This window comes from Candidatus Nitrospira neuquenensis (genome assembly GCF_979578155.1).
Window position 1 is genome coordinate 73618 of record NZ_CEFZDU010000035.1, and the last position, 25689, is coordinate 99306.

Consider the following 25689-nt stretch of genomic DNA (forward strand, 5'->3'; position numbering starts at 1 on the left):
CATGACCGTCGCAACCCCCACTCCGCGCAAAATCCATCCCCAGGCCATTCGAGCGAGGCGGAACCGTCGCCTCCTGCTCGTCGCCCTCGCGCTGGCGGCGGCGGCCGCGGCGTACGGCTGGTCCTGGTGGACCCACGACCGGTTCTGGGTCAGGACCGACAACGCCTACGTGACCGGCAATCTCATCCCCGTGGCCGCGCAGGCGTCGGGCATCGTCACCCAGGTCCTGGCCGAGGAAACGCAGTTCGTGAACCGGGGCGATGTCCTGGTCCGCCTCGACGAGCACGAGGCCTATGCGGCGCTGGGGCGGGCGCGTGGGCGGCTCGGCGAGGAGGTGCGCCGGATCACCGCGCTGTTCAAGACCCGCAAGCAGCTCGAAGAGAGGCTGGCGGCGCGCCAGGCGCGGCTGACGCTGGTGCGCCACGATCTGGAGCGGTACCGGCGGGCCTCGCCGGCCGGGGCGGTTTCCGGGCAGATTCTGCAAAACGCCGCCGACCAAGCCCATGCGCTGGAGGCGGAGGTGCGAGAAGCCCGGGCGGAGCTCGATATCCTCGACGCTCGGGTCGGCGGGACGAGCATCAGGGAGCATCCGGCCGTCGAGCTGGCCAAGCACGAGCTGATCCAGGCCTACCTGGACTACAAGCGGCAGCAGATCCTGGCGCCGGTGTCCGGCTACGTCGCCAAGCGGAAGACTCAGGTGGGCGACCGGGTCACGCCGGGCGCCGACCTCATGACGATCGTCCCGTTGGCCCATCTCTGGATCGAGGCGAACCTGCGAGAAACCGACCTGCACCGGGTACGGCCCGGCCAACCGGCACTGGTGAGCGTGGACCTCTATGGGGCCGAGCACACCTTTCACGGGGTCGTCGAAGGGCTGGTGCCGGGCACCGGCAGCGCGTTCGCCCTCCTGCCGCCGGACAACGCCACCGGGAACTTCATCCATATCGTCGAGCGGGTGCCCGTGCGCATCGCTCTGCAGGAGGACGAGGTACGTGACCATCCGCTCCGGCCCGGACTGTCCACCGTGACGCAGATCCGGGTCGACCAGCCCGGCCGATCGGTACTGGACGCGGTCGCCTTCGCCCACGGACCGGACGAGGCGTCCCGGGCTCAGGCCGAGGCCGGCCAGTCGGTGTTGACCTCGTTCGCCGCCCCCTCCGCTCCGGAATACCGGACGGACGTGTACGCCGACGAGATTCCGACCGCCGAATCCCTGGCCGACACGGTGATCACGACGAACCTGGTCGTGGAGGAGGTCGGGGGGCGGGCGCTGGCGAAGGCAGCCGAGCAGGATCGGCCGCGGACCGCCCCTCCACGGGAGGATGGCGACGGGGGGCGGGAGCGGGAGCCGGTCACGCGATCGGCGACGAGGACCGAGCCGCGGGCCAAGGTCCTCCGCAGCGACGAGCCTTCGCTCGGCTCCCACGTCCCGCCGAGGAGCCCAGACCTGGGCGTGGCGGAGCATCCCCTCAGCCCGTCCATCGGGCCGGGGTCGGGCCTGTTGGGGCCTGAAGCGGGGCGCGGCCCGGCTCCTCTGAGGGCCGGGGACGGGAACGACGACGGGGGGAAGGCGGCGGGCATCGGCGGCCGGCGGTAGGCGAGCTCCGAAGCGGTCACCCGCCGCGTTCGGCCTGCTCGATCGCGTCGCGCTGGTCCTTGCCGAGGTCCGTGTCGAGGAAGGCCCCGGAGGCCGGCACCTCCATGTGCAGGTCCGAGGTCACGTCGATCTCCACGGTCGCGTCCCGCAGCCGGAAGTCGAGCACGTGCCCGCCGGTCGTCCGGTCCTCGGACAGGAAGTGGACGTGGTAGCCCGCCACGTTGATGCCCTGCGCATAGTCGGGAAACCGGTAGCCCACCAGCGTGCCCGTGAGGCCCTCGTGGATGTAGACCGGCTGCCGCGCGGCCACCTCGGCGAGCGGGGGGTAGGGCTTGGTCTGTCGGGGTACGGCCCGGACCTTCAGGTAGTCGAACGTGCCGGTGGCGAGCAGCGCGTAGAAGATGTTCTTGCTCGGCACGGCCTTGTCCACCGCCTCCTGGAAGTGCGCCCAGTCCACCACCTCCTCGTAGAGGACCTTCACGGTCGGGTCGAAGCGCATGACGACGGCGAAGGGCGTCTTCTGCGCCGGGTCCACGGGATAGGCCTTGCCGTCGGACTTGATCTGGTAGAAGCGGCCGCCGAAGGCGATCATCTCCCCGTCGAGGGCGTTGAAGGTGCCGAGCCCGAAATCCCCGTGCCGGGCCAGCTCGGCGTAGGTCGTCTCGCCGTCGTACACCCCCTCCATCAGGGCGCCGATCGTCGAGGTCTGGAACAGCTCGTGGGCCTTGTGCGAGTCGTGGTGGAAGAGGTCTCCCTTCCGCCGGTGGGCCTGGAAGGCCTTGATGAAGACGTCGTCGATCGCCATGCTCCGGTTCCCCGTCGGACGCTCAGTGCTGGGCCGAGCCCTCCATCGCCGCGACCAGCTCGTGGTTGTCCCGGTAGTCGATCGCGACCTCGATGAGCGAGGGGCCCTGGATCGCGAGGGCCTTCTCAAGGGTCGGGACGAGCGCCCCGGCATCCACGACCCGGAAGGCTATGGCCCCCAGGGCCTCGCCGAGCTTCACGAAGTCGGTGTCGCCGAACTCCGCTCCGAAGGCCCGGCCGTAATCCCGCCTCTGCAGGCACTGGATCAGGTTGTAGCTCCCGTCCTTCCAGACGAGGTGCAGGGTGGGGAGCCGGAGCCGGACCGCCGTCTCCAACTCCATGCAGGTCATGAGGAAGGAGCCGTCGCCGGACACCGAGACGGCCCGGCGGCCGGGCCGCGCGTGGGCGCCGATGAAGCGGCGAAGGGCGGCCGCGGCGGCGGGGGCGCCCGCGCCGACTCCCAGCAGGACGGCCGGCGCCTTCGCGGCGTTCAGCAGGGCGGCGGCCCGCTCCAGGCGATCGGGAGGCGCCGCGCCAGGCCCCGCCGTATCGGCTGCGGGAATCGGCGCGGCGGAAACGGCCGCCTTGGCCACGTCCACCGGGACCGACAGGTGCACGGCCCCCGGTCTCGGCCGGGCGGCCACGCGGAAGGCGTTTGCGACGATCTCCGGCAGCCAGCCCGGCTCCTCCGCCTCCACGCTCCACTTGGTGACGGGCGCGAACAGGCCGACCGCATCCAGGTTCATGTGGCTCTGCTTGAAGCGGAGGGAGCGGGGGATCTGCCCGGTGATGACGACCAGCGGGTCGCGGTCCTCGGTGGCCGTCGCCACGCCGCAGACCGCGTTGATGAGCCCCGGGCCCGAGGTGGTCAGGACGACGCCGGGTGTGCCGGTGATCTGGCCCCAGGCCTGGGCCATGAACGCGGCGCCGGTCTCGTGGCGGCAGAGCACGAAGCGCGGCCCGCCGTCGGCCAGGACATCGAGGATGGGCAGAATGGCCCCGCCCGGGACGCCGAAGATGTAGGCGACGCCCCGCGCCTCCAGCGAGCGGACCAGCAACTCCGCGCCATTCTTCGCCGATGCGCTCCTGCTCATGCCGCCTGTCTTTCCGAAGGGGCCCGCCCGACGGACGGAGGGCCCCACCGTAGCAAAGGCCGGGGCGGGGCACAATAGGGCGGGGCCCGGAGCCGCGTCGGCGGCGGTCAGCGTCGTCTGGTGAGCACCACGGCGAGGATCCAGACGAGGCCCGCGGCGGAGGAGCGGTTGAAGATCGCGTAGCTCCCCGGCACCGGACCGGGCGGCGAATAGGCCGCGCCCAGTGCGATGAAGATCGAGCTCGCGACGGCGAAGATCAGCGGGGCGTGGCGGTGACGGCTCCAGCAGAAGAGCAGGAGGGGGATGACGTAGAGGGCCCCCACCGCGACGCCGAGGGGGACGGAGAGGTCGAAGAGGAAGACTCCCAGCGTCAGCAGAGCGCCGAGGGGGAGCAGGAGCGGTTGCGCCCAGTCCGGCGGACGGTACATGCGGGCTCCCGGCGAGACCTCCAGCCGCCATCGTAAAGTGAAACCCTTGTACCACCGATCACGGAAAAAGAAAAGCCGGTTTGGAGGCCGCCCCGGGGTGGACAGGCGGTCGGCCGATTGACTACACTGGGCGCGCATCGCGCCGGTCGGCCGGCGCGGCGCGCATCGCGTTCTCCCTTCGCGCGGCCTCCGAGGCGGCCCTGCGGATCATCCCGGAGCCCTTTCGCCCATGTCGTCCGCCGGCACCGCCCGGCGGGGCTCGCCCTGGCGGGCCCTCGCCCACAGGAATTTCGTCCTGTTCTTCACGGGCCACGGGATCTCCCTCTGCGGCACCTGGATGCAGTCCATGGCCCAGGCCTGGCTCGTGTACCGGCTCACGGGCTCGCCCTTCATGCTGGGGGTGGTCGAGTTCCTCTCCCGCGCGCCCATCCTGCTGTTCGGCGTCCTGGGCGGCGCGCTCGCCGACCGGTGGCCCCGGCACCGGATCATGGTCGCGGCGCAGGCGCTGCTCCTGCTCCAGGCGGTCGCGCTGGCGGCGCTGACCCTCTCCGGCGCGATCACGATCGGCTGGATCCTCGCGCTCAGCCTCCTGTTGGGCCTCATCAGCGTCGTCGAGGTCACGGTCCGGCAGACCTTCCTGACGGACCTCGTGCCGCGCGAGGACATCCCCTCCGCGATCGGGCTCAACTCCTCCCTGTTCAACCTGACGCGGATCGTCGGCCCGGCCCTGGCCGGCCTGCTGGTGGCGCGGGTGGGGGAGGGCTGGTGCTTCGCGATCAACGCGGCGAGCTTCGTCGTCGTGCTCGGCTGCCTGGCGGCCGTCCGGGTGACGCCGACGGCGCCTCACGAGGGGAACGGCACCCTGGGCCTGCTCGTGGAGGGGCTGGCCTACGCGCGGACCACGCCGCACGTCCGCACGCTGCTGGCCGTCACGGCCGTGCTCAGCGTCGCCGCCATGCCCTTCGCGACCCTGCTCCCCGTGTTTGCACGGACGATCCTCGATCAGGGGCCGGATGGGCTCGGCCTCCTGATGGCCGCGACGGGCTCGGGGGCGCTGGCCGCGGCGCTGCGTCTGGCGCGGCGGGGGACCATCGACGGCCTGGGCGAGGCCATCGCCCGCGCCGTGGCCCTGTTCGGCCTCGGGCTGCTGGGCCTGGCGTCGAGCCGAACCCTCTGGCTGTCCATGGCGGCGCTGGTCGTCGTCGGCTACGGGCTGGTGAGCAGCCTGGCCGCGACGAACACGCTGCTCCAGTCCCTGGCGCCGGAGCGGCTGCGCGGCCGCGTCGTGAGCTTTTACGCGACGGTCTCGCTGGGGCTCACGATCTTCGGCAGCCTCCTGGGCGGGCTCGGGGCCTCCTGGGTGGGCGCCCCGGCCACGGTGGCGGCGGGCGGCGCGATCCTGCTCGGCACGGCCTGGCGGCTCCGCCGCCGGCTGCCGGCTCTGGAGGCCCACGGCCAGGCTCCGCAGGTGTGGATGCCGGACCCCACGCTCCCTCGCTAGCCTCCTCGCCCTTGACGAGGCTGCGCCGGATTGCCTAGCCTAGCCTGATCCAGGCCGGGAGGAGGGGAGCGTGAACTTCTGCAGCCAGTGCGGCGCGCCGGTGACGCTGGCCGTGCCCGAGGGCGACACGCTGCCGCGGTTCGTCTGCGGCGCCTGCCGGACCATTCACTACCAGAATCCCAAGATCGTCGCCGGCTGCATCCCGGAATGGAACGGGCAGATCCTCCTCTGCCGCCGGGGCATCGAGCCGCGGACGGGCTTCTGGACCTTCCCCGCCGGCTTCATGGAAATGGGGGAGAGCACCGAGCAGGCCGCGGCGCGCGAAACGTTGGAGGAGGCGCGGGCGCGCGTCGAGATCACCGACCTCTACGCCGTGTTCACGCTGTCCCGCGTCAGCCAGGTCTACGTCGTCTTCCGCGGCCGACTGCCCGAGCCCGAGTATGGCGTGGGGCACGAGAGCCTGGAGGTCGGGCTCTTCGAGCCCGAGAAGATCCCCTGGGACCGGCTCGCCTTCCGGGTCATCCACGAAACCCTCGCCCGCTACGTGGACGACCGGCGGCGCGGGCGCTTCCCCGTCCACGTGGGCGTCGTGGACGGCTACATGCCGCCCGGCTGAACCAGGTCCTTCGTCACCTCGCCGACGGACCGGCAGCCGCAGAGCGCCATCGCCAGGTCGAGTTCCTCGCGCAGCAGCGCCAGCACGCGCGCGACGCCGCGCTCGCCGCCCGCCGCCAGGCCCCAGAGAACCGGACGGCCGACGAGGACCGCCTTGGCGCCCAGCGCGAGCGCCTTGACCACGTCCGTGCCCCGCCGGACACCGCCGTCCATCAGCACCTCGGCCCGCCCCTCCAGCGCCTCCGCGACCTCCGCGAGCACGGTGATCGTCGCGGGCGCGGTGTCGAGCTGCCGCCCGCCGTGATTGGAGACGATGACGCCGGCCGCCCCGCTCTCCGCCGCGCGCACCGCGTCGTCCGCGCGCAGCACGCCCTTGATCAACAGGGGCAGGGGGGTGAGCGAGCGCAGCCATTCCACGTCCCGCCAGGTCAGCGCCGGGTCCAGGAGCGAGGCGAAGTAGGCGGCGAGGCCGGACCCCTCCGCCCGTTCGGGCAGCCGGTCCAGGCCCGCCGCCTCGAGGTGCTTCACCGACAGCCCCGCGGGCAGGTGGAACCGATGGCGGACGTCCGCTTCGCGCCGGCCCAGCAACGGAGCGTCCACCGTGAGGACGAGCGCCCCGCAGCCGGCCGCCGCGGCCCGCTCGACCAACGCGCGGGTGGCGCCGCGGTCCCTGTAGATGTAGAGCTGAAACCAGAGGGGCCCCGGCGCGGCCCGGGCGACCTCCTCCACCGTGCAGGTCGAGAGCGTGCTGAGGACCATGGTCGTGCCGGCCGCGGCGGCGGCGCGGGCCGTGGCGACCTCGCCCAGGGGATGGGCCAGGCGATGGAAGGCCGTCGGGGCGACGAGGATCGGGCAGGAGAGGCGTCGGCCCAGGAGGGTGATCGACAGGTCGCGCCGGTTCACGTCCACGAGTACGCGGGGCTTGAGCGCGAGGCGGGCGAAGGCGGCCCGGTTCTCCCGGACTGTCACCTCGTCGCCGGCGCCGCCGGCGTAGTAGGCGAACACCGATGCGGGCAGCCGGGCCGCGGCGCGCGCCTCGAAGTCATCCAGGTTGATGAGGTCGTCGAGCTGATCGGACATGGGCCGCCCCGTCGCGGCGACTACGATGCCCGATCGCCCGGCGGATGTAAAGGACCGGAACGACGCCCGGTCTCACCCTGCCCAGGCCCGGTCAAAACCGCGAGGCCGTGAGCGTCAGGTCGGCCTTGGCCCAGGCCTTGCGGAAGCGCGCCTCGACGGTGGCGGCCTCCTCGGCCTTGCCCTGCGCGCGCAGGGCCTGCGCGAGGCCGAACAGCGCCCAGCCGTTCTCGCGGTTTCGTTGCAGGTCCTGGCGATAGGCCGCCTCCGCCTCGGCGGCCCGTCCCGCGTCGAGCAGCGCGGCGCCCAGCCAGTGCCGGACCGGGATCGGCCATTCCGGCGGCTCCATGTAGCGCAGCCCGTCCTCCAGCGTCACGGCCTCTCCGAGGAGCCGGAGCGCCTCGTCCGGTCGTCCGCCGCGCGCCGCGAGGTCGCCGGCCAGGATCCGATCCGCGATGGCGAGCAGCGTCGCCGCGCGGTTGACGGCCAGCATCCGGTCCTTGGGCATGGACGCGGCGATCGCGGCGAGCCGGCTCCGTTCCCGTTCGGCATCTTGGAGCTTGCCGCCGGCGGCCAGGGCAAGCCCGCGGGCGAAGCGCCAGATGCCCGTCGTCAGCGGCAGGGTCTCGGCTGGAGCCGGCTCTTCCAGAATCTGCGACCAGCGGCCCAGCCGGACGAGGCCGAACAGCGGCGCGGCGGTGAAGGCCTCCAGCCCCGGCTCCTTCGCCGCCGCGTCGAGCGAAACCTGCGCGGCGAGGTCGCGCGCCGCGCTCAAGGCCTCGGCGCTCCGTCCCTCCATGAGCCGAACGGCCCACAGGAAATGGATGTTGTGGGGATAGTACACCAGGGGGTAGAGGCCCGAAGGACGGCGGTGGGCGAGGTACTCCCGGTCGGCCGCGACGGCGTGGACGTTCCGCTCCGCTGCCCGGTCGTACAGCCCCAGCCGAAGATAAATGTGGGCGGGCATGTGGACCAGGTGGCCGGCGCCCGGCATGAGTGACGGCAGCCGCTCCGCGCACGGGAGGCCCCGCTCCGGCCGGTCCGAGGCCTCGACCGCGTGGATGTAATAGTGGCAGGCCCCCGGATGCTCCGGGTTCTTGCGCAGCGCCGTCTCCAGGGTCGCGACGATCTCCTCCGCCCGGCCCTTCGGCCGGCCGTCCTCCGTCCAGTAGTCCCAGGGCTGCAGGTCCATCAGCGCCTCGGCGTACAGCGTGAGCGCATCGGGGTCGTCGGGGAACCGCGCGGCGACGCCGCGCATCGCCTCCGCGTAGGCCCGGTCCAGTGCCGAGCGGTCCGCGTCCGGCGCGCGCGAGTACCGCTTCGCCAGCGCCTCGATGTAGGCCCGCTCCCGGTCGCCGACCTTGTCGACGAGGGCCGCCGCGCGCCGGGCGGCCTCGTCGGCGGGACGCACCGCCCCCCGGTCCATGGGGGCGTTGATGTTCGGCCCCAGCGCGTAGGCGATACCCCAGTACGCCATCGCGGCCTCGGGGTCGAGCCGGGCCGCCTCCTCGAAGGCGCGGATCGCTTCCTCGTGGTTGAAGGCATACACCAGGCGCAGGCCCTGGTCGAAGTACCGCTGGGCCTGCGGCGAGCGCGTGGTGATCGCGTGGTGGAGCGAGCCGAGGTTCTCGTAGAGCGGGGTCGGGGGGATGCCGGGCCTGGGCTCGTCGGCGGCTGCGGCACCGAGCAGGCGTGGGCCCAGGACGAGGACCAGCGCCACATAGCCTGACCGAATCGGGCGGATTGTCATGGCTCTACCTCCGAGGCTGCCGATCGCGGGCGCTACTGTACCACAGCCCCCCGCTCCCATCGAGCAGAGGCCTTGAAACGAGCGACCGTCCGGCGGGGATGGGATCAAGGGGATACTCGCCGGCGGGGAGGCCGGCGTGACGATCACGTTCTTCGATCTCCAGCGCAAGCGGCGGTTGTCGTGGAGTCTGGGTGCGACCCGCGCGCTCCGGGGGCGAATCACCCCCGCGGAGCGCTCTGTCGCCGTGCGGCAGGAGTCGGGCCAGGACGCCGGAGGCGCCCTTCGGCGTCGGTCACCGTGTCGCCCGACTGCGGGAGGGGTTGCGGTGGCGGTGGTGGCGGCGGGGCCCCGCGGGGGCCCCGCCGCGCCGGGGGTTAGAGGATCGCCGTCGGGTACGTCTGCGTGTCGCTGTTGTTGGCCGGGGTCGCGTCGCCCGTGCCCGGCGTCGCGAGCTGGCCGTTCACCGTCAAGGTCACCTCCGTCCGGATGGGGACGGTGTAATCGAAGGACAGGGTGACGGAGGCGCCGGGCGGGACACTCACGCTCTGGGCGGCGCTGTAATTGATCGTCCCGCTCAGCGTGACATGGACCGGCTCGGCGACGGTCCCGACGTTTGTGATGATGACCTGGATCTTGGCGACCGTGCCGACCTTGAGGGTCGGCTGACCCGGCGCGAACCGGGCGACGATGTCATGGACGGCCGGCGGGGCGGTGGTCGTGGTCGTGGTGGCCGCCGTGGTCGTCGTCGTGGCGGCGGTCGTCGTGGTGCTGGTGGTGGTCGTGGGGGCAGTCGTCGTCGTGGTGGCCGCCGTGGTGGTCGTCGTCGGCGCGGTCGTCGTGGTGGTCGTGGTCGTGGTGGTGCTCGGCGCCGTGGTCGTCGTCGTGGTGGTCGTGGGCGCGGTGGTGGTGGTCGTCGTGGTCGTCGTGGTCGGTGCGGTGGTCGTGGTCGTCGTCGTGCCGATCATGGCCAGGAAGCCATCGGCTCCGCCACCGAGGGCCGGTTGCACCACTGCCGCGGTCACCGGGAAATCGTTCGAGAAGGTCCGGCCCGCGACATAGACGTTGCCGCCCGGATGCACGGCCACCCCGAAGCCGACGTCCGTGCCGGAGCCGCCGAGGTAGGTGGAAAGGGTCAGGGCGGAGCCGCTGCCGTTGAGCGTGGCCACGAAGACGTCGCGATCGCCCAGGAGCACGGTCTGGACGGGCGAAACGAGCGGAAAATTCGTCGAGAAGGTTTCTCCCACGACCGAGGCGTTCCCACCCGAGTCCACGGCGATGCCGTGGGAGAAGTCGTGGTTATTGCCGCCCAGATAGGTGGAATACACCAGGGCGCTCCCCGTGGGGTCGAGCTTGGCGACGAAGGCATCGGCGCCGCTGCCCTGCGCGCCGGGGATCTGCCCGACGGTGGGGAAATCCGTGGACTGGGTCGTGCCGACTACGTAGGCATTGCCCGCCGCGTCGGCCTTGATGCCGTCGCCCGTGTCCACGTTGTCGCCGCCGAGGTAGGTCGAGTAGACGAAGGCCGTGCCGGCGCTGTTCAGCTTGGTCACGAAGGCGTCCAGCGAAGCGGCCTTGGCCGGCTGGAGGGCGTTGACGACGGGAAACGCGAGCGAGGTGGTGCGGCCCGTCACATAGGCGTTGTCGGACGGGTCCACGGCGATGCCGAACCCCTTCTCATCGGCCTCCCCGCCGAGGAAGGTGGAGTACACGAGGGTCGAGCCCGCGGGGTCCAGCTTCACGATCACCGCGTCGAAGGTGCCGCCGCCGAAGGCCGGCTGGACGGCGTTGGCGGTGGGGAACGCGGCCGAAAGGGTCGAGCCCGTGACGTAGGCATGGCCCGACCCGTCGATGGCGATGCTGGAGCGGTGTTCGTTGTCGTCCGCCCGGCCGATGAAGGTGGAATAGACCAGCGCGTTGCCCGCGGCGTTCAGCTTGGTGACGACGAAGTCCCAGGTGCCCGTCGGCGCCGTGCAGGAGATGGAATGGCAATTCTGAAACGCCCCGGGGGTCGTGGGGTAGTCGAAGGAGGAGCTCTGTCCCACGATGAAGGCATTGCCCGAGCCGTCCACCGCGATACCGTGCCCCTCGTCGTCGCTCGTTCCGCCGAAGAGGGTCGCGTAGACGATCGCCGTGCCGCTCGCGTTGACCTTCACGACCAGGACGTCCTCCGTGCTGTTGAAGGGGGTCAGGCGCGTCGGGCTGGGGAAGTCGCCGGAACGGCTGAACCCGGTGACGTAGGCGTTTTCGAAGGCGTCCACGGCGACGCCGAACAGGCTGTCCGCGTCGGAGCCGCCGAGGTAGGTGGAGTAGACGAGGACCGGGTCGATGATCAGGCGGCGGGCGTGGTCGTAGGCGCCCAGCCGGAAACGCACCTCTTTCCCGCCCTCGAGACGATAGTCGGCGGTCACGTCCTGCCGGAGGCCCCAGCGGTGCTGGTAGGCCTGAGGCCGAAGATACCGCAGCGTCTGTCCCGCCGTCTGCACGAGCAGGCTTCCGTCCGCGTCGAGGCTCACGGCCTCGGCTTCGGGAAACCGCAGCCGGATGTCGGAGGGATCGGCGCCCGGCGCCACGACGAAGTCGTACTCGATCCGGCCCTGACGGCCGTAGTAGGTGAGGTCGATCCCGGGATAGATCGCCCGGTACCGAACCTGGGCGAAGGTCGGGATGTCGGTCCGCCACCGTTTGGGGTCCCGTCCGACGAAGTAGTTGACCTTTCCGGGCAAGCTCTGCTCGCCGACCATCCGCACGGCCGGGCTGGCGCCGACGAACTCCATCGGGACCACGAGGTCGGCCGACCGGTCCGCCGACCTGCCCCGAGGGACGGTCAGTACCGCCTGCGAGGGCGTCAGAAAGAGGCGCAGGCCGTGGCTACGGGCCAGGAAGGTGACCCGGGCGTCCACCTGCCCGAAGTTGGGCTCGAACGAGAGCGGGAGCCGGTCGAGGAGGGCCTGGGCCGATAGGGGAATGGGCCGTGCGGCCGGAGTCACGGGCCCGGCGGACACCGCCAGTTGCGTGAAGATAACGGCGCCCCAGAACCAGAGCCATCTTGCACGCCGCACCGCCCTGCCCGTTCGTGCCGCTCCTGTGACCATGGTGAAGCTCCTTGCTTACGGCCCTCCGGGAAACCCCGTGGCCGCCCGGAACATGGATACCCGCCCGTCGTCATGGACGCATGGAGCGCATTCTAGAACGGCGTTCACAAACTGTATGTTCCCCTAATCCGAGCAGGTTGGAGCGTGGGAGGAATCGGGGGACCTCCCTTTCGGCCTGGCGTATCCACGCCCTGGGTTCCGAGGGAGCCCGGGACGCGGGGTTTGATGGGTGCCGAGGCTAAGTGGAGTGTCCCGTCAAGTCCTTTTGTCATTGCGGACAAGGCCACTGAGCGGCGGCGAGCCGGAATCCAGCGACGTTGCAAGATCCTGGATGCCGGCCCCGGATTGAACATGTCCGGGGTAACCTTCCGCCGGCATGACGAGGCCACGAACTTGTGGGACGCAACACTAGAGCGTCGTCGAAAAACTCTTCGTTTCGCTGTTGTTGGCGGGGGTGGCGTCCGCGACCCCGGGCGTCGTCAGCTCCCCGGTGGCGGTCAGGGTCACCTCGAGCCGGATGGGGACGGTGTAGTCGAAGAGCACGGTCAGGGACGCGCCGGGCGCCACCACCACGGTTTCCACGGCGTCGTAATTGATCGTTCCGGTCAGGTTGACGCGGACGCCCTCGGCGACGGTGCCGACGTTCGTGACCACGACCCGAACCTGGACGATGGTGGCCACGCGGAAGTCCGGCTGATCCGGAGCGAAGCGGACCATCACGTCGTGGACCACGCCGGGGCCCAGGGTCGTGGTGGTCGTGGTGGTCGTGGTCGGGCTGGTCGTGGTGGTCGTCGAAGCGGCCGTCGTGGTGGTCGTCGTCGAGGCCGCGGTGGTCGTGCTCGAGGTCGTCGGCGCGGTGGTCGTGGTGCTGGTGGTCGAAGTCGTGGTCGTCGTGCTGGCGAGGGTCGTTGAGGTGGTGCTGGTGGTCGAACCCGAGGTGGTCGTGGTGGTCGTCGAAGCGGCCGTCGTGCTGGTGGTCGTCGTTGATGCGGTGGTCGTCGTGCTGGTGGTGTTGCCGGGGTTGCCGAGCAGCGCGGCGAAGGCGTCGAACCCGCCCCGGCGGCCGCCCTGGAAGGCGCCGTCCGTCACCGGGAACCCATCCGAATTCGTCGTGCCGCCGACGATCGCCCGAGCGCCGGTCTGGTCCACCGCGATGGCGTAGCCGAGCTCCGTGCCGGACCCGCCGAGGTAGGTCGAGCCGGCCAGCTCGCTGCCCGTCGCGTTCAGCGTGGCCACGAAGACGTCGCGGTCCCCCTGGTGGACGGGTTGGACGGGACCCGCGACCGGGAAGTCATCCGAGAGGGTGGCGCCCGTGATCGAGGGGTTCCCGCTCCCGTCCACGGAGAGGCCGTAGGTGAAGTCGTGGTTGTGGCCGCCGATGTAGGTCGAGTAGAGGAGCGCCGACCCGGCGGCGTTGAGCTTGGCGACGAAGGCGTCGGAGCCCGTGCCCCGGAGCCCGGGGATCTGACCGGCCGTCGGGAAGTCCTCGGACTGGGTCGTGCCGCCCACGATGGTTCCGCCGTCGGCTTCCGCGTGGATGCCGTCGCCCGAGTCGAAGAAGTTGCCGCCGAGGTAGGTGGCGTAGACGAGCGAGGCGCCGGACGGGGCGACCTTGGCGACGAAGCCGTCGGCATGGCCGCCGCCGTAGGCGGCCTGGAGCGGTTGGACGACGGGGAAGGCCCGGGAGAGCGTGTAGCCCGTCACGTGCACGTGGCCCGTCGGGTCCACCGCGACGCCGCGGCCCGCGTCGTCGTCTTCCCCGCCCAGGAAGCTCGAAAACGCGAGCGCGGTGGCCGTCGCGTTCAGCTTGGCGACGAAGGCGTCGAAGCGCCCGCCGCCCATGGCCGGCTGGAAGGCGTTCACGATCGGGAAGTCGGCGGACTCCGTGGCGCCCGTCAGGTAGGCGTTGCCGTCCCGGTCGATCGCGATCCCCGCGCGGCTGAAGTCCTCGCCAGCGCCGCCGAGGAAGGTCGAATAGACGAGCGCAGTACCCTCGGCCGAGAGCTTGGAGACGACGATGTCGAAGGCCCCGCGCGAGGTTCCGAGGCAGGCGGCACCGGAGTGACAGGGCTGCACGACGCCCGGCGTGACCGGATAGTCGTGCGAGGCGCTGACGCCGACGACGTAGGCCCGACCGGTTCCGTCCACGGCGATGCCGTGGCCCTCGTCGAAGCTGTCGCCGCCGATGATCGTGGAGTACACCAGCGTCCGGCCGTCCGGCGCCAGCTTGGTCACGAAGAGATCGCGGACGTTGAAGGTGGTGATCGGGCTCGTGAGGGGGAAGTCGGCGGACTCCGTGGCGCCGGTGAGGTAGGCGTGGCCTGCGGCGTCCAGCGCCGCTCCGAAGATCGCGTCGGCCTGCGCCCCTCCCAGGAAGGTCGAGTAGCCGAGGGTGGGATCGATCACGAGCGGCAGCGAGCGGTCATAGTCGTCGAGGGTGAAGGCGATGTCCGTGGCGCCGACGAGCCGGTATCCGCCGCCGACGTGGCGCCTCGCTCCCCCCTCGTCCTGATAGACCCTGGGCGGGGGCATGTGCAGAACCCCCGCCGGCGTTTCCAGGCGCAGGGCTCCGGCGCCGTCGAGCGCCAGGGACGTCGCCCCGCTGAATCGCAACCGGATGGCGGAGGGGTTGGCGCCGGGGGCGACGACGAAGTCATATTCGAGCCGTCCGCCGTCCCCGTAGTACACCAGGTCGATGCCCCGGTAGACCCGGCGGTAGACAACCGCCCCGAAAGTCGGGACGTCCGTCACCCAGCGGGAAGGATCGGTGCCCCTGAGGTAGTTGACCCGCCCGGGGAGAGGATCGCGCCCCTCGCCCGTCGCGTCCGGCGCGGCGCCGACGAGCTGCATGCGGAGGACCCGGTCGGTCGCCGGGCGGACGACGGGCGGGGTCAGGGCCAGCGGCGCCGGCTCGCCGACGGTTTCGCCGGTTCGGCGGACCACTACGGCTTCCGTGCTCGTCAGGAAGAGGCGATAACCCGGGCCGCGAGCCATGAATTCCACGCGGCGGTCCACCTGCCCCCGGTTGGGCTCGAACGACAGAGAAAGCCGGCCGGAGAGGTTCTGGGCGGTCATGGACGGAGGCCGAGGCGCGGAGGAGGGACGGTCGCCGCCGAGGCCGACGAGGGCCAAGCCGAGCAGGAGGAGCGAGAGGGCCCGGGGGCCTCGTCGTGAACCGGCTGGGTTGCTGGCGGACAAGGGCACGTCTCCCCCGTGTCGGACCCGGCCCGGACCGGGGCCACCGGGGAAAACTGTACGGTCCTTTCCCGTCCGCTCCTATTCGTGAATGGGAGCCAGGCGCAAAGGGGGGCGCCGGCCCGTCAGGGCCGGTCGAGGAGGGTCCAGCGGGAGAAGGTGGCGGCCTGGCCGCAGCGGGCGCCGGTGTCCTCCACCAGGTTCCAGACGATCGCGTCCTCGACCAGGAACCGGCGGCCGCTCTTGGAGATCCGAACGCCGCGATAGTCGTCGAGGTAGCCCCGCGCCGCGGCCCGCTCCAGCATGCGCTGGCGCTCGGCCCGGTTCACCGGCTCGGCGGTCAAGCGGGAGGGGGTGCGGGTCAACTCCTCCCAGGTCGTCTCCCAGAGGTCCAGCGCGGCGCGGTTCCCGTAGTTGAGGATCGGGTCCTCTTCCGTGCCGTGCGAGATCACGACGAAGGGGGCGAAGAACAGCGCCCTGGCCTGGTCTTCCACCGTGCCGGTCCGCTCGATCAGGTCCCGTCCGAGCCAACGGCGGAAGCTGTCCAGCAGCAGGCGGCTCCAGACAACGACGGTGGGGTCGGCCCAGCGGTCCGGCGCGCTCATGCGCGGGCTCCGTGGCGCTCGGCGGCGAGGGCACGGGCCGCGCCGCGGCCCGCGAGGAACCCCGTCGCCCAGGCCCACTGGAAGTTGAAGCCCCCGATCCGGCCGTCGCAGTCGAGGAGTTCGCCGACCAGATGCAGGCCCGGGACGAGGCGCGACGCCATCGTGCGGAAGTCGATCTCCTCGAGCGGCACGCCGCCGGCGGTCACCTCGGCGAAGTTCCACCCGCGGTCGCGGAGGACCGGCAGCGGCAGGGCCGTGAGGGCACGCACGAGGGCGCGGCGCCCCTCGCGGGTCAGCCGGCCGGCCGCGAGCGAAGGGTCGAGCCCGCACCGGCGACAGAGGGCCGCCGCCAACCGGTCGGGCAGCCGTCGCGCGAGCAGCTTCGCCAGTCCCAGGCGGGGCCTCGCGGCCGCCTGCTCGATGAGCAGCCGGTCGGCGTCGTCCGGGTTGGTCCCCGGCAGGAAGTTCAGCCGCACCTCGACGGCCTGTCCTTCGGCGCGCGCGGTGGTCCAGGCGCGGCTTGCGTCCATCACGACCGGTCCGCTCACGCCGAAGTGGGTCCAGAGGAGACTCCCGGTCCGGCGGTCCGCGATCCGGCCTTCGACGAGGGTCGTGAGCTCGGCCTCCTGCGCAAGGCCCGACAGCTCGGCATGGAAGAAGCTCGGATCCAGGACGAGGGGGACCAGGGCCGGGCGGGTGGTCGTGACGCGGTGGCCGAGCGCCCGGACCAGTTCCCAGCCGGCGCCGTCGCTCCCGGAGCGGGGCAGCGACCGGCCGCCGGTCGCGAGGATGAGGCGCGTCGCCGCCAGCGCGCCCTGTTCGTGGCGAAGCAGGAAGCCGTCGCCCTCCCGGGCGACGGCGGTCACGCGGCGGCGTGTCAGGATCGGGACGCCCAGCTCGCGGCAGCGGCGCAGCAGGGCGTCCAGCACGGTCCGCGCCCGGTCCGTCACGGGGAAGAGCTTGCCGGTCTCCTCCCGCTTGAGCGCTACGCCCAGCGAGGCGAACCAACGAACGGTCGCCCGCTCGTCGAAGGCGGCCAGGACGTGGTGGACGACGGTGCGCGTGCCGTGAAAGTCCTCGGCGCGCACCGCCTCGTTCGTCACGTTGCAGCGCCCGCCGCCCGAGACGAGGATCTTCGCGCCGAGGCTCGCCGCCCCGTCGAGCAGGAGGATGCACGGCGGCGCCGGCCCGTCGAGCGAAGCCTCGGCGGCGAAGATGGCCGCGGCCAGCCCGGCCGCGCCCGCCCCGACGATCGCGATGTCGGCGCGCTCGGTCACCGGATGGTCCCTCGGCAGGGGGAGGCATGGGGGGAAGGCGCGGCGGCGGGGCGGGCGGTCCGGCGGCTCACGGCTTCTGCACGAGGATGCTGGCGTAGGCGGATTCGCCGTCGTCCACCGTCTGATAGAGGACGACCTTCAGCCCCTCGAGGAGCGCCGGCAATTCGTCCTCCTGGAGGAGGTACTCGGCCTTCATCTTCGGGTTGTACTTCTGGTGCCGCAGCGTATAGGTCTCGACCAGGGCCATCCCGCCGGGCTTGAGCGCTTCCTTGATCTGCGGGAAGAGGCTGCGCTGCAGATAATAGGTGCAGAGGATGACGTCGTAGGCGTTCGGCTCCAGCCGATGGGTCTCCAAGTCCACGACCCTGGTCTCGATCGTGACGCCCCGCTCCTCGGCGAGCTTCCGGGCCTTGCGCAACCCCTTCTCGGAGATGTCGAGCCCGAGCACCTGGAAACCCTGCGCGGCGAGGAACACCCCGTTGCGCCCCTCGCCCATCGCGATGTCGAGGGCCCGTCCCTTGGGCAGCAGGTGGACGTGCTCCTTGAGGAACCGGATCGGCTCCTTGCCGAAGAGGTAGTCGCCGGTGTCGTACTTGGAGTCCCACCGTTCCTGGTCCTTGGGTTTGGCATGGACCGGCCCGGCGGGCAGCAGGCAGGCCGCGAGCACCAGCGGGAGGGCTCTGGTCATGAGGGGACGCGCGCGCACGGCGGCCATTCTAACCCAGCGGCGCCGGGGGAGACCAGGGGCGGGGGCTCGTCCGCTCTTGTGTTTCGCCGCGGGGATTGACTACAATGGGCGCCTCTGCGGTCGGGACGTGAGGGCGATCGTGAAGGGACTCCGCTTCGAGCGAATCGGGAAGGATCGCTACTACAACGCCGTCCTGCACATCGGCAGCACCTATGTTCCGGTCAGCGACGAGACCCTCGACGAGCTCAAGGCCCACAGCCTGCTGCCGGCCCAGCGCTTCCTCGACCTGCTGGTCGAGAAGGTCGGCTACTCGAGCTTCCTCAAGGAGCAGATCCGGGAGGAGCTCAAGAAGGCCGGCGACCCCCTCACCCAGGTCACGGTCCTGCAGGGTTCCATCCGAGAATTGTAATACCCGTCACGAATCCCAGGTCCCGCCTTCCTTGTGCAACTGGTTGATGATCTGGTTCTTGCGCTCCGGGTCCTTCTCGTACTTGAGGGCCTGGACGTAGTTCTCCATCGCCGCCTGCTCCTTCCCGCGGGCCAGGTAGACGCGGGCGATGCCGACGTACGCGCGCGCGTGCTGCGGGTCGGCCTTCAGCGCGCGGTTGAACAGCTCCATCGCCTTGTCGGGGCGCCGCCGCTCCAGCTCCGAGAACCCCAGCGCCGTCAGGGCGGGCGGGCAGTCTGGCCGGATCGCCAGCGCCGCCTCGTAGGCCTTCAGTTCCAAGTCCCGCCGCCCCTTCGTTTCGTAGAGGCCCGCCAGCGCCAGGTGCACCTCGACGTCCCGGGGGTTGAGCCGCAGCGCCTCCTTGTACTCGGCCAGCGCCGCCTCGATCTTGCCCTGCTCCGCCAGGGCACAGGCGAGGTTGCTGTGTGCGACGGGGTCGTTCGGGTTCAGCTTGAGCACCTCGCGGTACTGCGGGATGGCCATTTCCAGACGTCCCTGCTCCTGGTAGGCCACGCCCAGATTGGTCCGCGCCGCCGTATAGGCCGGGTTCAGCTTCACGGCCTCGCGGTACTCCTTGATGGCCAGGTCCAGCCGGTCGGCCCGCTCGTGGATCTGCGCCAGGAAATAGTGAGGATAGGGCGACAGCGGGTCCAGCCGGATCGCCTCCTTGTATCGCTCGACCGACTGCTCGGACCGGCCGGCCTGGGCCAGGAAGAGGCCGGCGACGAGCTGGAGGTGCGCGCAGGCGGGGGCGGCGGCGACCATGGCCTCGACCCAGGCCTGCACCCGCTCGATGTCCGCCGTCTCCTGGAGCGCCCGCGCGTGGGTGGCCCAGGCCTCGCGGTACTCGGCGCGGATGAGGTGGACGACGTTCATCGCGAAGTGGGGCCGGGGGTCCGGCTGCCCGCCCCGGTCCGCCTCCCCCGCCCAGGCCGTGGCCTGCTCGAAGGCCGTGGCCCAGTCGCCGCGCGCGAAGGCGTCCTGGATCGCATCAGCGTAGCGGTCGGTCATGGACGGCGATCCTCATCGGGCGATTTGTGGTGGAGTCGGCGCGGAGCAGTGAGGCGGACGGGAATCAGTGTTTCGCCTTGTGCTTGCCGCCCTGGTGCGCCGGCGCGGGATCGGGCACGTCGACCCCGACGAAATGCCGGTAGACCAGCTCGCCCCCGTACCAGCCCTGCAGGCCCAGCACTCCCGAGGCGATGAGGTTCACGATCAGCGGCAGCCCGGCCGAGCCGCCGGCCGGGAGGTCCCCGCCGTTGCGGAGCCCGAGGTTCAGGGCCTGGACGATCAGGAGCCCGACCCCGAAGATCAGGTGCGAGGAGGCGGCGCGGCGCGCCTCCCGCTGCTCCTTCATGACGGCCAGGAAATCCGGGACGCCCGTCGCCGCGGCGGCGACATGGCCGACCAGCCCGAACAGGATCGCCCAGAAGGCCGCCCGAAACCAGAAGGGCTCCCTGAGGAGCGCAAACAACAGGTCGCAGACCAGCGAGCTCGTGTAGAGCCCGATGGGGAAGCCCACCAGCATGGCATGGATCGGATGGCCGGCGACCTGCAGGCGGCTCTTCATCGACATCCCTCCCGGGACGGAGCCGATCGCGGGCCGTAGTATAGCACCGGCGTGGAGCAGGAGGACAAGAGGAAATGAGCCGGCGCGGCCGTCCCGCTATATCGGCCTGGCGCAGGCGAACGATCCGACGAGCAGGAGGGACTCGGTTTCGATGACCTTGACGTTGGCCGTCACGTACCGATGGGAGGGAGAGTTGACGGCCATCTCCACCCGACCCAGGACGATGTGCGTCGCGCCGACCGCCTTGCCGAACCTGGCGGCCGTGTTCAGATCGACCACGCCGGTCTGGGAATAGACGATCTCCTGCTCGGCGTGGGGGAGCGCCTCCCGGTTGACCACCTTGACCCCGCGGTTTAGCAGGTCCCGCTCCGCCTCATCCCGCAGGTGCCGGGTCATCTGGGCGAACACATCCCGCAACTGCCTGCGTGTTTCCGGTGGGGCGCCGGGGTTGATGTTGGCGGTGGCATGGAAGTCGGGCACGACCACGCGCGCCGTGGGCGGAAGCTTGGCGGCGAACTCCTGCCATCGCCGGTCCGACTCCTGGCAGCGTTTCTCGTCTTCGGAGAGGAAGCCGGCGCAGGCCGTCAGTAGGAGCAGGACGGCGGCGCCGGCGGACAAGGGCCCGAGGGGTTTCCTGGGCATGGCCACCTCCTCACAGCGCAGGGGGCGCCGGCCTGGCTCGGCGCCAGCGCGCCGTCCGTCGGGCCAATGCGCGGGGACATGATAGGAACTCTCGTACGGAAGATCAAGTAAAGAGAAACGAAGGGGGGCGGGCGTGGCATCCGGCGCCGAGGGCCCTACCGCGTCAACGTGTCCTCCACGTCCGGCGGCGTGGCCTGGATGCGGTCGGCGAGGAAGGGGTAGCGGCGGGCGAGCTGCTGTTTCATCTCCCAGGCCACGCCCCGGTAGGACCAGTGGCCCTTCACGCCGGAGCGGAGCCTGGAGATGTAGTCCACCTCGGCATAGTCCATCTTGAACAGGCAGCGGACGCGGAAGCCGAAGGGGATCGCGTAGAGCGCCGCCTCCTGGCTCGCGCCGCGCAGCCGCTCGATGTCCGCCCGCACCGCGTCCATCGCCATCCGGTAGTCCTGGTCCAGGCCCGCCGCGACGAGCACCGGCGGGACCTCGTAGCCGTGCCGCGTCGTGAAGGTCTGCTGCACCTGCTGGCAGCGCCGGTGCCGGTGCAGGTCCCGCCAGCCGCCGATGTCCATGAGGATGTCGAAGACGAAGGCGTAGCCGGAGCGGAACTCCTTGATCAGCTCGTCGTAGGGCCCGCGCCGCCGCAGCGCCACCTCGACAGTCTCGCGCTTCTGTTTCTCCGTCCAATCCCGCACCAGCGCGAGGATCGCTCGGTAGGGGGCGTGGGAAACCCGATAGAGCAGGGTGGCGACCAACTCGTCCATCGGGTCGTGGGGCTCGATGAGGTCCACGCCGCCGGACGCGCTCGCCGCCGTCCAGGCCTCCGGCCGGTCGAGTCCCGCGGCCGTGAGGACCTCCCGCGCGTGGCGGGCCAGGTCGGTATAGACCTCGGCCAGGTAGGCGCTGGGCGCGGCATGGCGGGCGAGCGTCGGGGCCAGCGGCTCGGCGGGCCCGGCCGACTGGCCGGAGAGCTCGGCCCAGAGGTTCACCGGCGGGCGCCGGCAGGCCTCCTTGAGGTCCTCCGCGATGTCCTTCAGCTCGGGAAGCGACGAGGAGAGCAGGCGGGTGATCTGCTTCTCCAACGTCCGGATGCTGACCACCTGGCCCACGTTCGTCCGTGCCGCGAGCGGGAGCAGGTAGCGCGTGACGTCGAAGGCGCGGGCGGCGATCGTCCGCTCGTAGTCGCCCGGCTTCATCCCCTCGGGTCTCGGGTGGCGCGCCGTGAAAAATGTGGTGAGCGGCCCGTGGAGCAGCCCGTAGATGGAAAAGAGGCTGCGCAGGATGCCCTGGTATGCGCCCTCGGTCTCCGTGCCGCGGATCGAGGCGGGCGTCACGCAGCCGGAGGGGCTGTAGCTCTGGTAGCGGCTGGACTTGGCCTGGCCGTCCCAGAGCGGCTCGTCCTCCAGCCGGATCGCCGCCAGCTCCGAGACCTGCTCGAAGCAGACGATGACGTGCCCGAGGTCGGCGATCGAGGCGTGGCCGTACGCGAAGTAGAACTGCTCCCAGAACTTCTCCGACGAGTGGGCGTGGACCCACCGGAGGCTGTCCTCGATCGTGTCCGGCGACCGGCTGTAGCGCGCGAGCGCGTAGGCCGACTTCTCCGGCGGCAGGGGGGCGAGGGCGACGACGCGGCGGGCGGGACCGTCAGACGACATGGGGCGGCCGCCTCCTTATAAGACGTCGCCGAAGAGCACGTAGGCCGCCGCGAGCGCGAGCGCCGTGTTGGCCGCCGTCGCCAGGCAATAGACCGCGACCGGCCGCCAGCCGACCGACAAGAACTCGTCGAAGGCCAGCTCCAACCCGATGCAGACGAAGGCGGCGGCGAGGAACCAGTTGCGCAGGGGGACGATCGTCGCCTTGACCTGCTCCGGCGAGAGGAGGCCCGCCGTCGTGATCAGGGAGGCGACGAGGAACCCCAGCACGAACTTCGGAAACCGCGTCCAGATATCCCGCGGGCTCGGCCGCCGGTCCGGCCTGCGCTCGACGACCACCACCCAGTAGAGGGCCAGGAAGAACGCGGCGAAGCCGATGAGCGCGTTCTGGGAGACCTTCACCACCGAGGCGACCTTCATGGCCGCCTCGCTGTGGATCGCCCCGGCGCCGACGACGGCGGCGGTCGTGTCGATGTTGCCGCCGATCCAGGCCCCGGCCACGTCCGCCGAGAGGCCCATCGCCTTCGCCGCGTAGGGCTGGATCAGCATCAGCGGCAGCGCGAAGACGATGACCAGCGTGGCCACGTAGGTCAGGTGCTCCTTCTTGGCCAGCACCGCGCCCGCCGCGGCGATCGCCGCCGACACGCCGCAGATGGACACGGAGGCCGCCATCAGCGCGCGGAGCTTGTCGTCCAGCCGGAACCAGCCGGCCAGGTGCCAGGTCAGGAAGAAGATCGCCGTGACGACGACGACCGCCTGGACCATGCCCTTCGCGCCGATCGTCAGGATGTCGAGGAAGTTGATCGTCGCGCCCATGAGGACGAGGCCGGTCTTGAGGAAGAACTCGGTGCGGAAGGCCGCGCTCAGCCGCTCCCGGACGCCGGCGGCCCTCACGGCCAGGTTCGCGGCGAGGCCCAATCCGACCGCCCAGAGCGGATACTCCAGGATCTCGTGGCCGAGCCATGTCTTGCCGATGGCCGTCAGCCGGTTGGCCAGCAGGGCCAGCGCGACGACGAGGAGAACGGACAGGAGGACGCCCGGGCGGTCGGCGGTCTGTCCGGCGGGCGCGTTCACCACGGAACCCGGGTGACGAGCCCCGCCGCCGCCAGGACCACCAGGCTCAACCCGACCACCACGGCCAGCCAGTCCTCGTTCATCGAGGCCGCACTATACCCCCGCGCCGCGCGCGTGACAAGCCGGCCGGCGGCGCTGGCTTTCCGGCGCGGCGCCGCTGTAGAATCCCGCCTTCCGTCCTTCCGGAGAACGCCTGGAGCACGCGCCGATGAACCATTGGGTCAGCGTCTGGTTTCAGTGGGTGAACGACTGGGGCTATCCCGGCATCGTCTTCCTGATGGCGCTGGAGAGCTCGATCTTTCCGATTCCCAGCGAGATCGTGATCCCGCCCGCCGCCTACTGGGCCACGCAGGGGCGGTACAGCCTCTGGGGAGTGGTGCTGGCGGGGACGGTCGGCAGCTATCTCGGCGCCGCCGCGACCTACTGGGCCGCCCGCTGGCTGGGCCGCCCGCTGCTGATCCGCTACGGGAAGTACGTCTTCTGCCCGGAGGACAAGCTGCTGCGCGCGGAGCGCTGGCTCGCGCGCTACGAGGCGGGCGGGGTCTTCTTCGCCAGGCTCGTGCCGGTCGTGCGGCACTTGATCGGCATTCCCGCCGGGTTGGTCCGCATGCCCTTCGGGACCTACAGCCTGATGACTATCCTGGGAGCGGGGCTCTGGTGCGCCGTGCTCGCCTGGTTCGGCGGGGACCTGCTCGGCAGCCAGCCGGACCTCATCCAGAACCCCCAGGGTCTGGTCCAGGCGATGAAGTCGCGGTCCTACCTCGTCGGCGGCTTCGCCCTCCTGCTCTGCGTCCTCTACGTCCTCGTCATGCGGCTCACGGCCAAGCCGGCCGCCGCGCGCTCCTGACCGCGTTGGCCGAGGGCTCCGGCGGAACCGGCGGGCTCACCGCCGGGCCGGCGCGCCAGTCGCCGGCGGACGCGCCGCAGGCTGCGCTTGCCTTTTCACAGGCACGGGACTAGGATACCGCCCGCTCCGTCACTTCCTCTGCAGATGCGCGCCCCGGCGGCGCGGCGGGTGAGCGCCGGGAGCGGGACGTCGACGATGACGCAAAGGAGGCGCCGATGCGACTGGGTGGGCTGGTGGGGCTCGTGCTGCTGCTCGACGTGATGGCCGGGTGCCAGTGGTACCAGGATTACCGCAACACGCGGGGAGAGGCCGACATCAAGGAGGAGAAGGCCGAGCTGCTCAAGGCGCAGCGGAAGTGCCTCGAGAAGTACGAAGCCGACCCGGCGGCGCAGAAGGATCGCTGCGCCGCGTACACCAGGGCCATTCAGGAAGCCGAGCGATCGGCGCCGACCGGGAAACAGTAGGACCGCGCGGGATTCGGCCGACCCGGAACGGCTCCGCGAGGTGGCCGGCCGCTGCTACCCGGGAGCCCTCCCCCCCCTCACCGACGAGTCACTCCGAGTGATGCCGCCGGGACGCTTGGCAGCGTCAGGCTCCGCCAGAGATACCAGCACGCCACGGTCTCGTAGGGATGCCAGGCGCGGCCGATCTGGCGCATGCGGGCCGGCGCGGGCAGCGTCCGCAGCCCGTACCAGCGCCGCATCGCCTTTCTGATCCCCAGGTCGTCCACCGGGAAGACGTCCGGCCGGTTGAGCGAGAAGATCAGGAACATCTGCGCCGTCCAGCGGCCGATGCCGTGGACCGAGACCAGCGAGGCGATGATCGCCTCGTTGGATTGCCGGCCCAGGCGCCTCGGCCGGATGCGCCCGTCGCAAAAGGCCGAGGCCAGGTCCTTCAGGTAGGCGACCTTCTGCCGCGAGAGGCCGGCGGCGCGCAGCCGGGCCACCGGCGTGGCCGCGACCGCCGCCGGGGTGGGGCGGCGCCTCGGATAGAGCGCGGCGAACCGGTCGAAGATCGCCGCCGCCACGGCGGCGGAGAGCTGCTGGGAGATGATCGAGTCGCAGAGCGTGGCGAAGTGGTCCCGGCGCGGCGCGAGGGTGCAGGGGCCGACTCGGGCGATCAGCCCGCGCAGGACCGGGTCCACGCGGGCGAGGTGGCGGGCAGCGGCACGAACGTTGGGCCGGGCACCGGGCCGACACGTGGGATCGAGGAGGGCCATCAGGGCAGGCGATCGAGGTCGCTGAGGTCCTGGTGGCGGCCCGCCGCGCGTTTGTTGATCGTGAGGGGCTCCAGGCCGATGCAGTCCACCCGCAGTCCGTCGACCTCGCTCCTCCGGCGAGAGGGGTAGCAGTCCTGGAAGACGACGCCAGAAATGAAGGTCGGCAGCTCAATCCGGATGGGCGGGACGCCCATCCGGATGATGCGGTCCTTTTCGAGGAACAGGTCACAGGACAGCCCGGGCGGGTTGAAGCCGAATTCGACGAGGACGCGCTCCAGCTTCCGGGCGTTCTCGGGCGTCGCGGCGATCCAGATGTCGAGGCCGTCGGGTACTGTCGGGAATCCGTGCAGCCCGACGGCATACCCGCCGCCGACGAGGTACTCACCCCCGTTCGCGTTGGGCAACCGTAAGAACTCTTTGAGGTCCGGCGGTAGCTGGATCGTAGCCATAGAGAATCCGGCGCATCACCTCGATGGCCGTCAGGCGATCTTGCGGGGAGCGGGACAGCCAGGAGGCT

23 protein-coding genes are annotated in these 25689 nt (G+C 71.1%); 6 read left to right on the forward strand and 17 right to left on the reverse strand.

The window, feature by feature from the left end; genetic code table 11:
- The first annotated feature begins 1 nt into the window (after position 1).
- The gene (locus AC1U7O_RS13630; RefSeq protein WP_479895353.1) at positions 2-1597 is read left to right on the forward strand and encodes an HlyD family secretion protein; all 1596 of its coding nucleotides are present in this window, start codon (positions 2-4) and stop codon (positions 1595-1597) included.
- 16 nt (positions 1598-1613) lie between these two features.
- Here the strand turns inward: AC1U7O_RS13630 and budA are convergent, their stop codons facing one another.
- The 3 genes from budA to AC1U7O_RS13645 form a co-directional block, all read right to left on the reverse strand.
- Positions 1614-2402 (reverse strand): acetolactate decarboxylase, encoded by a 789-nt coding sequence (gene budA, locus AC1U7O_RS13635; RefSeq protein ID WP_479895354.1) that lies wholly within the window; start codon positions 2400-2402, stop codon positions 1614-1616.
- Positions 2403-2424: 22 nt separating this feature from the next.
- Entirely contained in the window at positions 2425-3495 is a 1071-nt protein-coding gene (locus AC1U7O_RS13640; RefSeq protein ID WP_479895356.1) for a thiamine pyrophosphate-binding protein, read from the reverse strand.
- 107 nt (positions 3496-3602) lie between these two features.
- On the reverse strand, positions 3603-3923 hold the full coding sequence (locus AC1U7O_RS13645; RefSeq protein ID WP_479895358.1) for a hypothetical protein: 321 nt from the start codon (positions 3921-3923) through the stop codon (positions 3603-3605).
- A 229-nt stretch (positions 3924-4152) separates the two neighbouring features.
- Here AC1U7O_RS13645 and AC1U7O_RS13650 point away from each other — a divergent pair, with 229 nt between their 5' ends.
- Both AC1U7O_RS13650 and AC1U7O_RS13655 read left to right on the forward strand, forming a co-directional pair.
- Positions 4153-5424: an MFS transporter gene (locus AC1U7O_RS13650; protein WP_479895360.1), complete on the forward strand. Its 1272-nt coding sequence runs from the start codon at positions 4153-4155 to the stop codon at positions 5422-5424.
- A gap of 70 nt (positions 5425-5494) precedes the next feature.
- A complete protein-coding gene (locus tag AC1U7O_RS13655) occupies positions 5495-6040 on the forward strand; it encodes an NUDIX hydrolase (RefSeq protein ID WP_479895361.1) in 546 nt (181 codons plus the stop codon).
- On the opposite strand, the gene AC1U7O_RS13660 is transcribed toward AC1U7O_RS13655, so the two are convergent.
- From AC1U7O_RS13660 to AC1U7O_RS13690, 7 genes are all read right to left on the reverse strand, one after another.
- Positions 6022-7119, reverse strand: coding sequence for an alpha-hydroxy acid oxidase (locus tag AC1U7O_RS13660; RefSeq protein WP_479895362.1), 1098 nt, complete (start codon positions 7117-7119; stop codon positions 6022-6024). The two genes, AC1U7O_RS13655 and AC1U7O_RS13660, sit on opposite strands and share 19 nt — an antisense overlap.
- 91 nt (positions 7120-7210) lie before the next feature.
- The gene (locus AC1U7O_RS13665; RefSeq protein ID WP_479895363.1) at positions 7211-8866 is read right to left on the reverse strand and encodes a tetratricopeptide repeat protein; all 1656 of its coding nucleotides are present in this window, start codon (positions 8864-8866) and stop codon (positions 7211-7213) included.
- A gap of 374 nt (positions 8867-9240) precedes the next feature.
- Positions 9241-11958: a DUF7948 domain-containing protein gene (locus AC1U7O_RS13670; protein ID WP_479895364.1), complete on the reverse strand. Its 2718-nt coding sequence runs from the start codon at positions 11956-11958 to the stop codon at positions 9241-9243.
- A 408-nt stretch (positions 11959-12366) separates the two neighbouring features.
- Positions 12367-15156 (reverse strand): DUF7948 domain-containing protein, encoded by a 2790-nt coding sequence (locus AC1U7O_RS13675; RefSeq protein WP_479895366.1) that lies wholly within the window; start codon positions 15154-15156, stop codon positions 12367-12369.
- Positions 15157-15278: 122 nt separating this feature from the next.
- Positions 15279-15758 (reverse strand): MEKHLA domain-containing protein, encoded by a 480-nt coding sequence (locus AC1U7O_RS13680; RefSeq protein WP_479895368.1) that lies wholly within the window; start codon positions 15756-15758, stop codon positions 15279-15281.
- The gene (locus AC1U7O_RS13685; protein WP_479895369.1) at positions 15755-17035 is read right to left on the reverse strand and encodes a BaiN/RdsA family NAD(P)/FAD-dependent oxidoreductase; all 1281 of its coding nucleotides are present in this window, start codon (positions 17033-17035) and stop codon (positions 15755-15757) included. The genes AC1U7O_RS13680 and AC1U7O_RS13685 overlap by 4 nt, the downstream gene beginning before the upstream one ends.
- A 67-nt stretch (positions 17036-17102) precedes the next feature.
- Positions 17103-17750, reverse strand: a complete 648-nt coding sequence (locus AC1U7O_RS13690; protein WP_479895370.1) for a class I SAM-dependent methyltransferase — start codon at positions 17748-17750, stop codon at positions 17103-17105.
- A gap of 112 nt (positions 17751-17862) precedes the next feature.
- On the opposite strand from AC1U7O_RS13690, the gene AC1U7O_RS13695 reads away from it, so the two are divergent.
- The gene (locus AC1U7O_RS13695) at positions 17863-18132 is read left to right on the forward strand and encodes a hypothetical protein (RefSeq protein WP_479895371.1); all 270 of its coding nucleotides are present in this window, start codon (positions 17863-17865) and stop codon (positions 18130-18132) included.
- A 6-nt stretch (positions 18133-18138) separates the two neighbouring features.
- Here the strand turns inward: AC1U7O_RS13695 and AC1U7O_RS13700 are convergent, their stop codons facing one another.
- The 5 genes from AC1U7O_RS13700 to AC1U7O_RS13720 form a co-directional block, all read right to left on the reverse strand.
- Complete coding sequence (locus tag AC1U7O_RS13700) at positions 18139-19182, reverse strand: tetratricopeptide repeat protein (RefSeq protein ID WP_479895372.1); 1044 nt, start codon at positions 19180-19182, stop codon at positions 18139-18141.
- Positions 19183-19246: 64 nt separating this feature from the next.
- A complete protein-coding gene (locus tag AC1U7O_RS13705; RefSeq protein ID WP_479895374.1) occupies positions 19247-19741 on the reverse strand; it encodes a DUF2231 domain-containing protein in 495 nt (164 codons plus the stop codon).
- Between the two features lie 96 nt (positions 19742-19837).
- Complete coding sequence (locus tag AC1U7O_RS13710; protein WP_479895375.1) at positions 19838-20383, reverse strand: hypothetical protein; 546 nt, start codon at positions 20381-20383, stop codon at positions 19838-19840.
- A gap of 155 nt (positions 20384-20538) precedes the next feature.
- The gene (locus AC1U7O_RS13715; protein ID WP_479895377.1) at positions 20539-22035 is read right to left on the reverse strand and encodes an FAD-dependent thymidylate synthase; all 1497 of its coding nucleotides are present in this window, start codon (positions 22033-22035) and stop codon (positions 20539-20541) included.
- A 15-nt stretch (positions 22036-22050) separates the two neighbouring features.
- The gene (locus tag AC1U7O_RS13720) at positions 22051-23109 is read right to left on the reverse strand and encodes a YeiH family protein (RefSeq protein ID WP_479895378.1); all 1059 of its coding nucleotides are present in this window, start codon (positions 23107-23109) and stop codon (positions 22051-22053) included.
- 205 nt (positions 23110-23314) lie between these two features.
- On the opposite strand from AC1U7O_RS13720, the gene AC1U7O_RS13725 reads away from it, so the two are divergent.
- Complete coding sequence (locus AC1U7O_RS13725; RefSeq protein WP_479895380.1) at positions 23315-23953, forward strand: DedA family protein; 639 nt, start codon at positions 23315-23317, stop codon at positions 23951-23953.
- 215 nt (positions 23954-24168) lie between these two features.
- The gene (locus tag AC1U7O_RS13730; protein WP_479895382.1) at positions 24169-24417 is read left to right on the forward strand and encodes a hypothetical protein; all 249 of its coding nucleotides are present in this window, start codon (positions 24169-24171) and stop codon (positions 24415-24417) included.
- A gap of 77 nt (positions 24418-24494) precedes the next feature.
- Here the strand turns inward: AC1U7O_RS13730 and AC1U7O_RS13735 are convergent, their stop codons facing one another.
- Positions 24495-25172: a DNA-3-methyladenine glycosylase family protein gene (locus AC1U7O_RS13735; RefSeq protein ID WP_479895384.1), complete on the reverse strand. Its 678-nt coding sequence runs from the start codon at positions 25170-25172 to the stop codon at positions 24495-24497.
- Positions 25172-25621 carry a hypothetical protein gene (locus AC1U7O_RS13740; RefSeq protein WP_479895385.1) on the reverse strand — a complete coding sequence of 150 codons (450 nt, stop codon included), beginning with the start codon at positions 25619-25621 and terminating at the stop codon, positions 25172-25174. The genes AC1U7O_RS13735 and AC1U7O_RS13740 overlap by 1 nt, the downstream gene beginning before the upstream one ends.
- Positions 25622-25689: the final 68 nt, after the last annotated feature.

Bases quoted from the DNA above. Each gene is read 5' to 3' on its own strand.
- AC1U7O_RS13630 (WP_479895353.1), top strand. From the start codon at position 2: ATGACCGTCGCAACCCCCACTCCGCGCAAAATCCATCCCCAGGCCATT.
- budA (WP_479895354.1), bottom strand. From the start codon at position 2,402: ATGGCGATCGACGACGTCTTCATCAAGGCCTTCCAGGCCCACCGGCGG.
- AC1U7O_RS13640 (WP_479895356.1), bottom strand. From the start codon at position 3,495: ATGAGCAGGAGCGCATCGGCGAAGAATGGCGCGGAGTTGCTGGTCCGC.
- AC1U7O_RS13645 (WP_479895358.1), bottom strand. From the start codon at position 3,923: ATGTACCGTCCGCCGGACTGGGCGCAACCGCTCCTGCTCCCCCTCGGC.
- AC1U7O_RS13650 (WP_479895360.1), top strand. From the start codon at position 4,153: ATGTCGTCCGCCGGCACCGCCCGGCGGGGCTCGCCCTGGCGGGCCCTC.
- AC1U7O_RS13660 (WP_479895362.1), bottom strand. From the start codon at position 7,119: ATGTCCGATCAGCTCGACGACCTCATCAACCTGGATGACTTCGAGGCG.
- AC1U7O_RS13665 (WP_479895363.1), bottom strand. From the start codon at position 8,866: ATGACAATCCGCCCGATTCGGTCAGGCTATGTGGCGCTGGTCCTCGTC.
- AC1U7O_RS13670 (WP_479895364.1), bottom strand. From the start codon at position 11,958: ATGGTCACAGGAGCGGCACGAACGGGCAGGGCGGTGCGGCGTGCAAGA.
- AC1U7O_RS13680 (WP_479895368.1), bottom strand. From the start codon at position 15,758: ATGAGCGCGCCGGACCGCTGGGCCGACCCCACCGTCGTTGTCTGGAGC.
- AC1U7O_RS13690 (WP_479895370.1), bottom strand. From the start codon at position 17,750: ATGGCCGCCGTGCGCGCGCGTCCCCTCATGACCAGAGCCCTCCCGCTG.
- AC1U7O_RS13700 (WP_479895372.1), bottom strand. From the start codon at position 19,182: ATGACCGACCGCTACGCTGATGCGATCCAGGACGCCTTCGCGCGCGGC.
- AC1U7O_RS13705 (WP_479895374.1), bottom strand. From the start codon at position 19,741: ATGAAGAGCCGCCTGCAGGTCGCCGGCCATCCGATCCATGCCATGCTG.
- AC1U7O_RS13710 (WP_479895375.1), bottom strand. From the start codon at position 20,383: ATGCCCAGGAAACCCCTCGGGCCCTTGTCCGCCGGCGCCGCCGTCCTG.
- AC1U7O_RS13715 (WP_479895377.1), bottom strand. From the start codon at position 22,035: ATGTCGTCTGACGGTCCCGCCCGCCGCGTCGTCGCCCTCGCCCCCCTG.
- AC1U7O_RS13725 (WP_479895380.1), top strand. From the start codon at position 23,315: ATGAACCATTGGGTCAGCGTCTGGTTTCAGTGGGTGAACGACTGGGGC.
- AC1U7O_RS13730 (WP_479895382.1), top strand. From the start codon at position 24,169: ATGCGACTGGGTGGGCTGGTGGGGCTCGTGCTGCTGCTCGACGTGATG.
- AC1U7O_RS13735 (WP_479895384.1), bottom strand. From the start codon at position 25,172: ATGGCCCTCCTCGATCCCACGTGTCGGCCCGGTGCCCGGCCCAACGTT.
- AC1U7O_RS13740 (WP_479895385.1), bottom strand. From the start codon at position 25,621: ATGGCTACGATCCAGCTACCGCCGGACCTCAAAGAGTTCTTACGGTTG.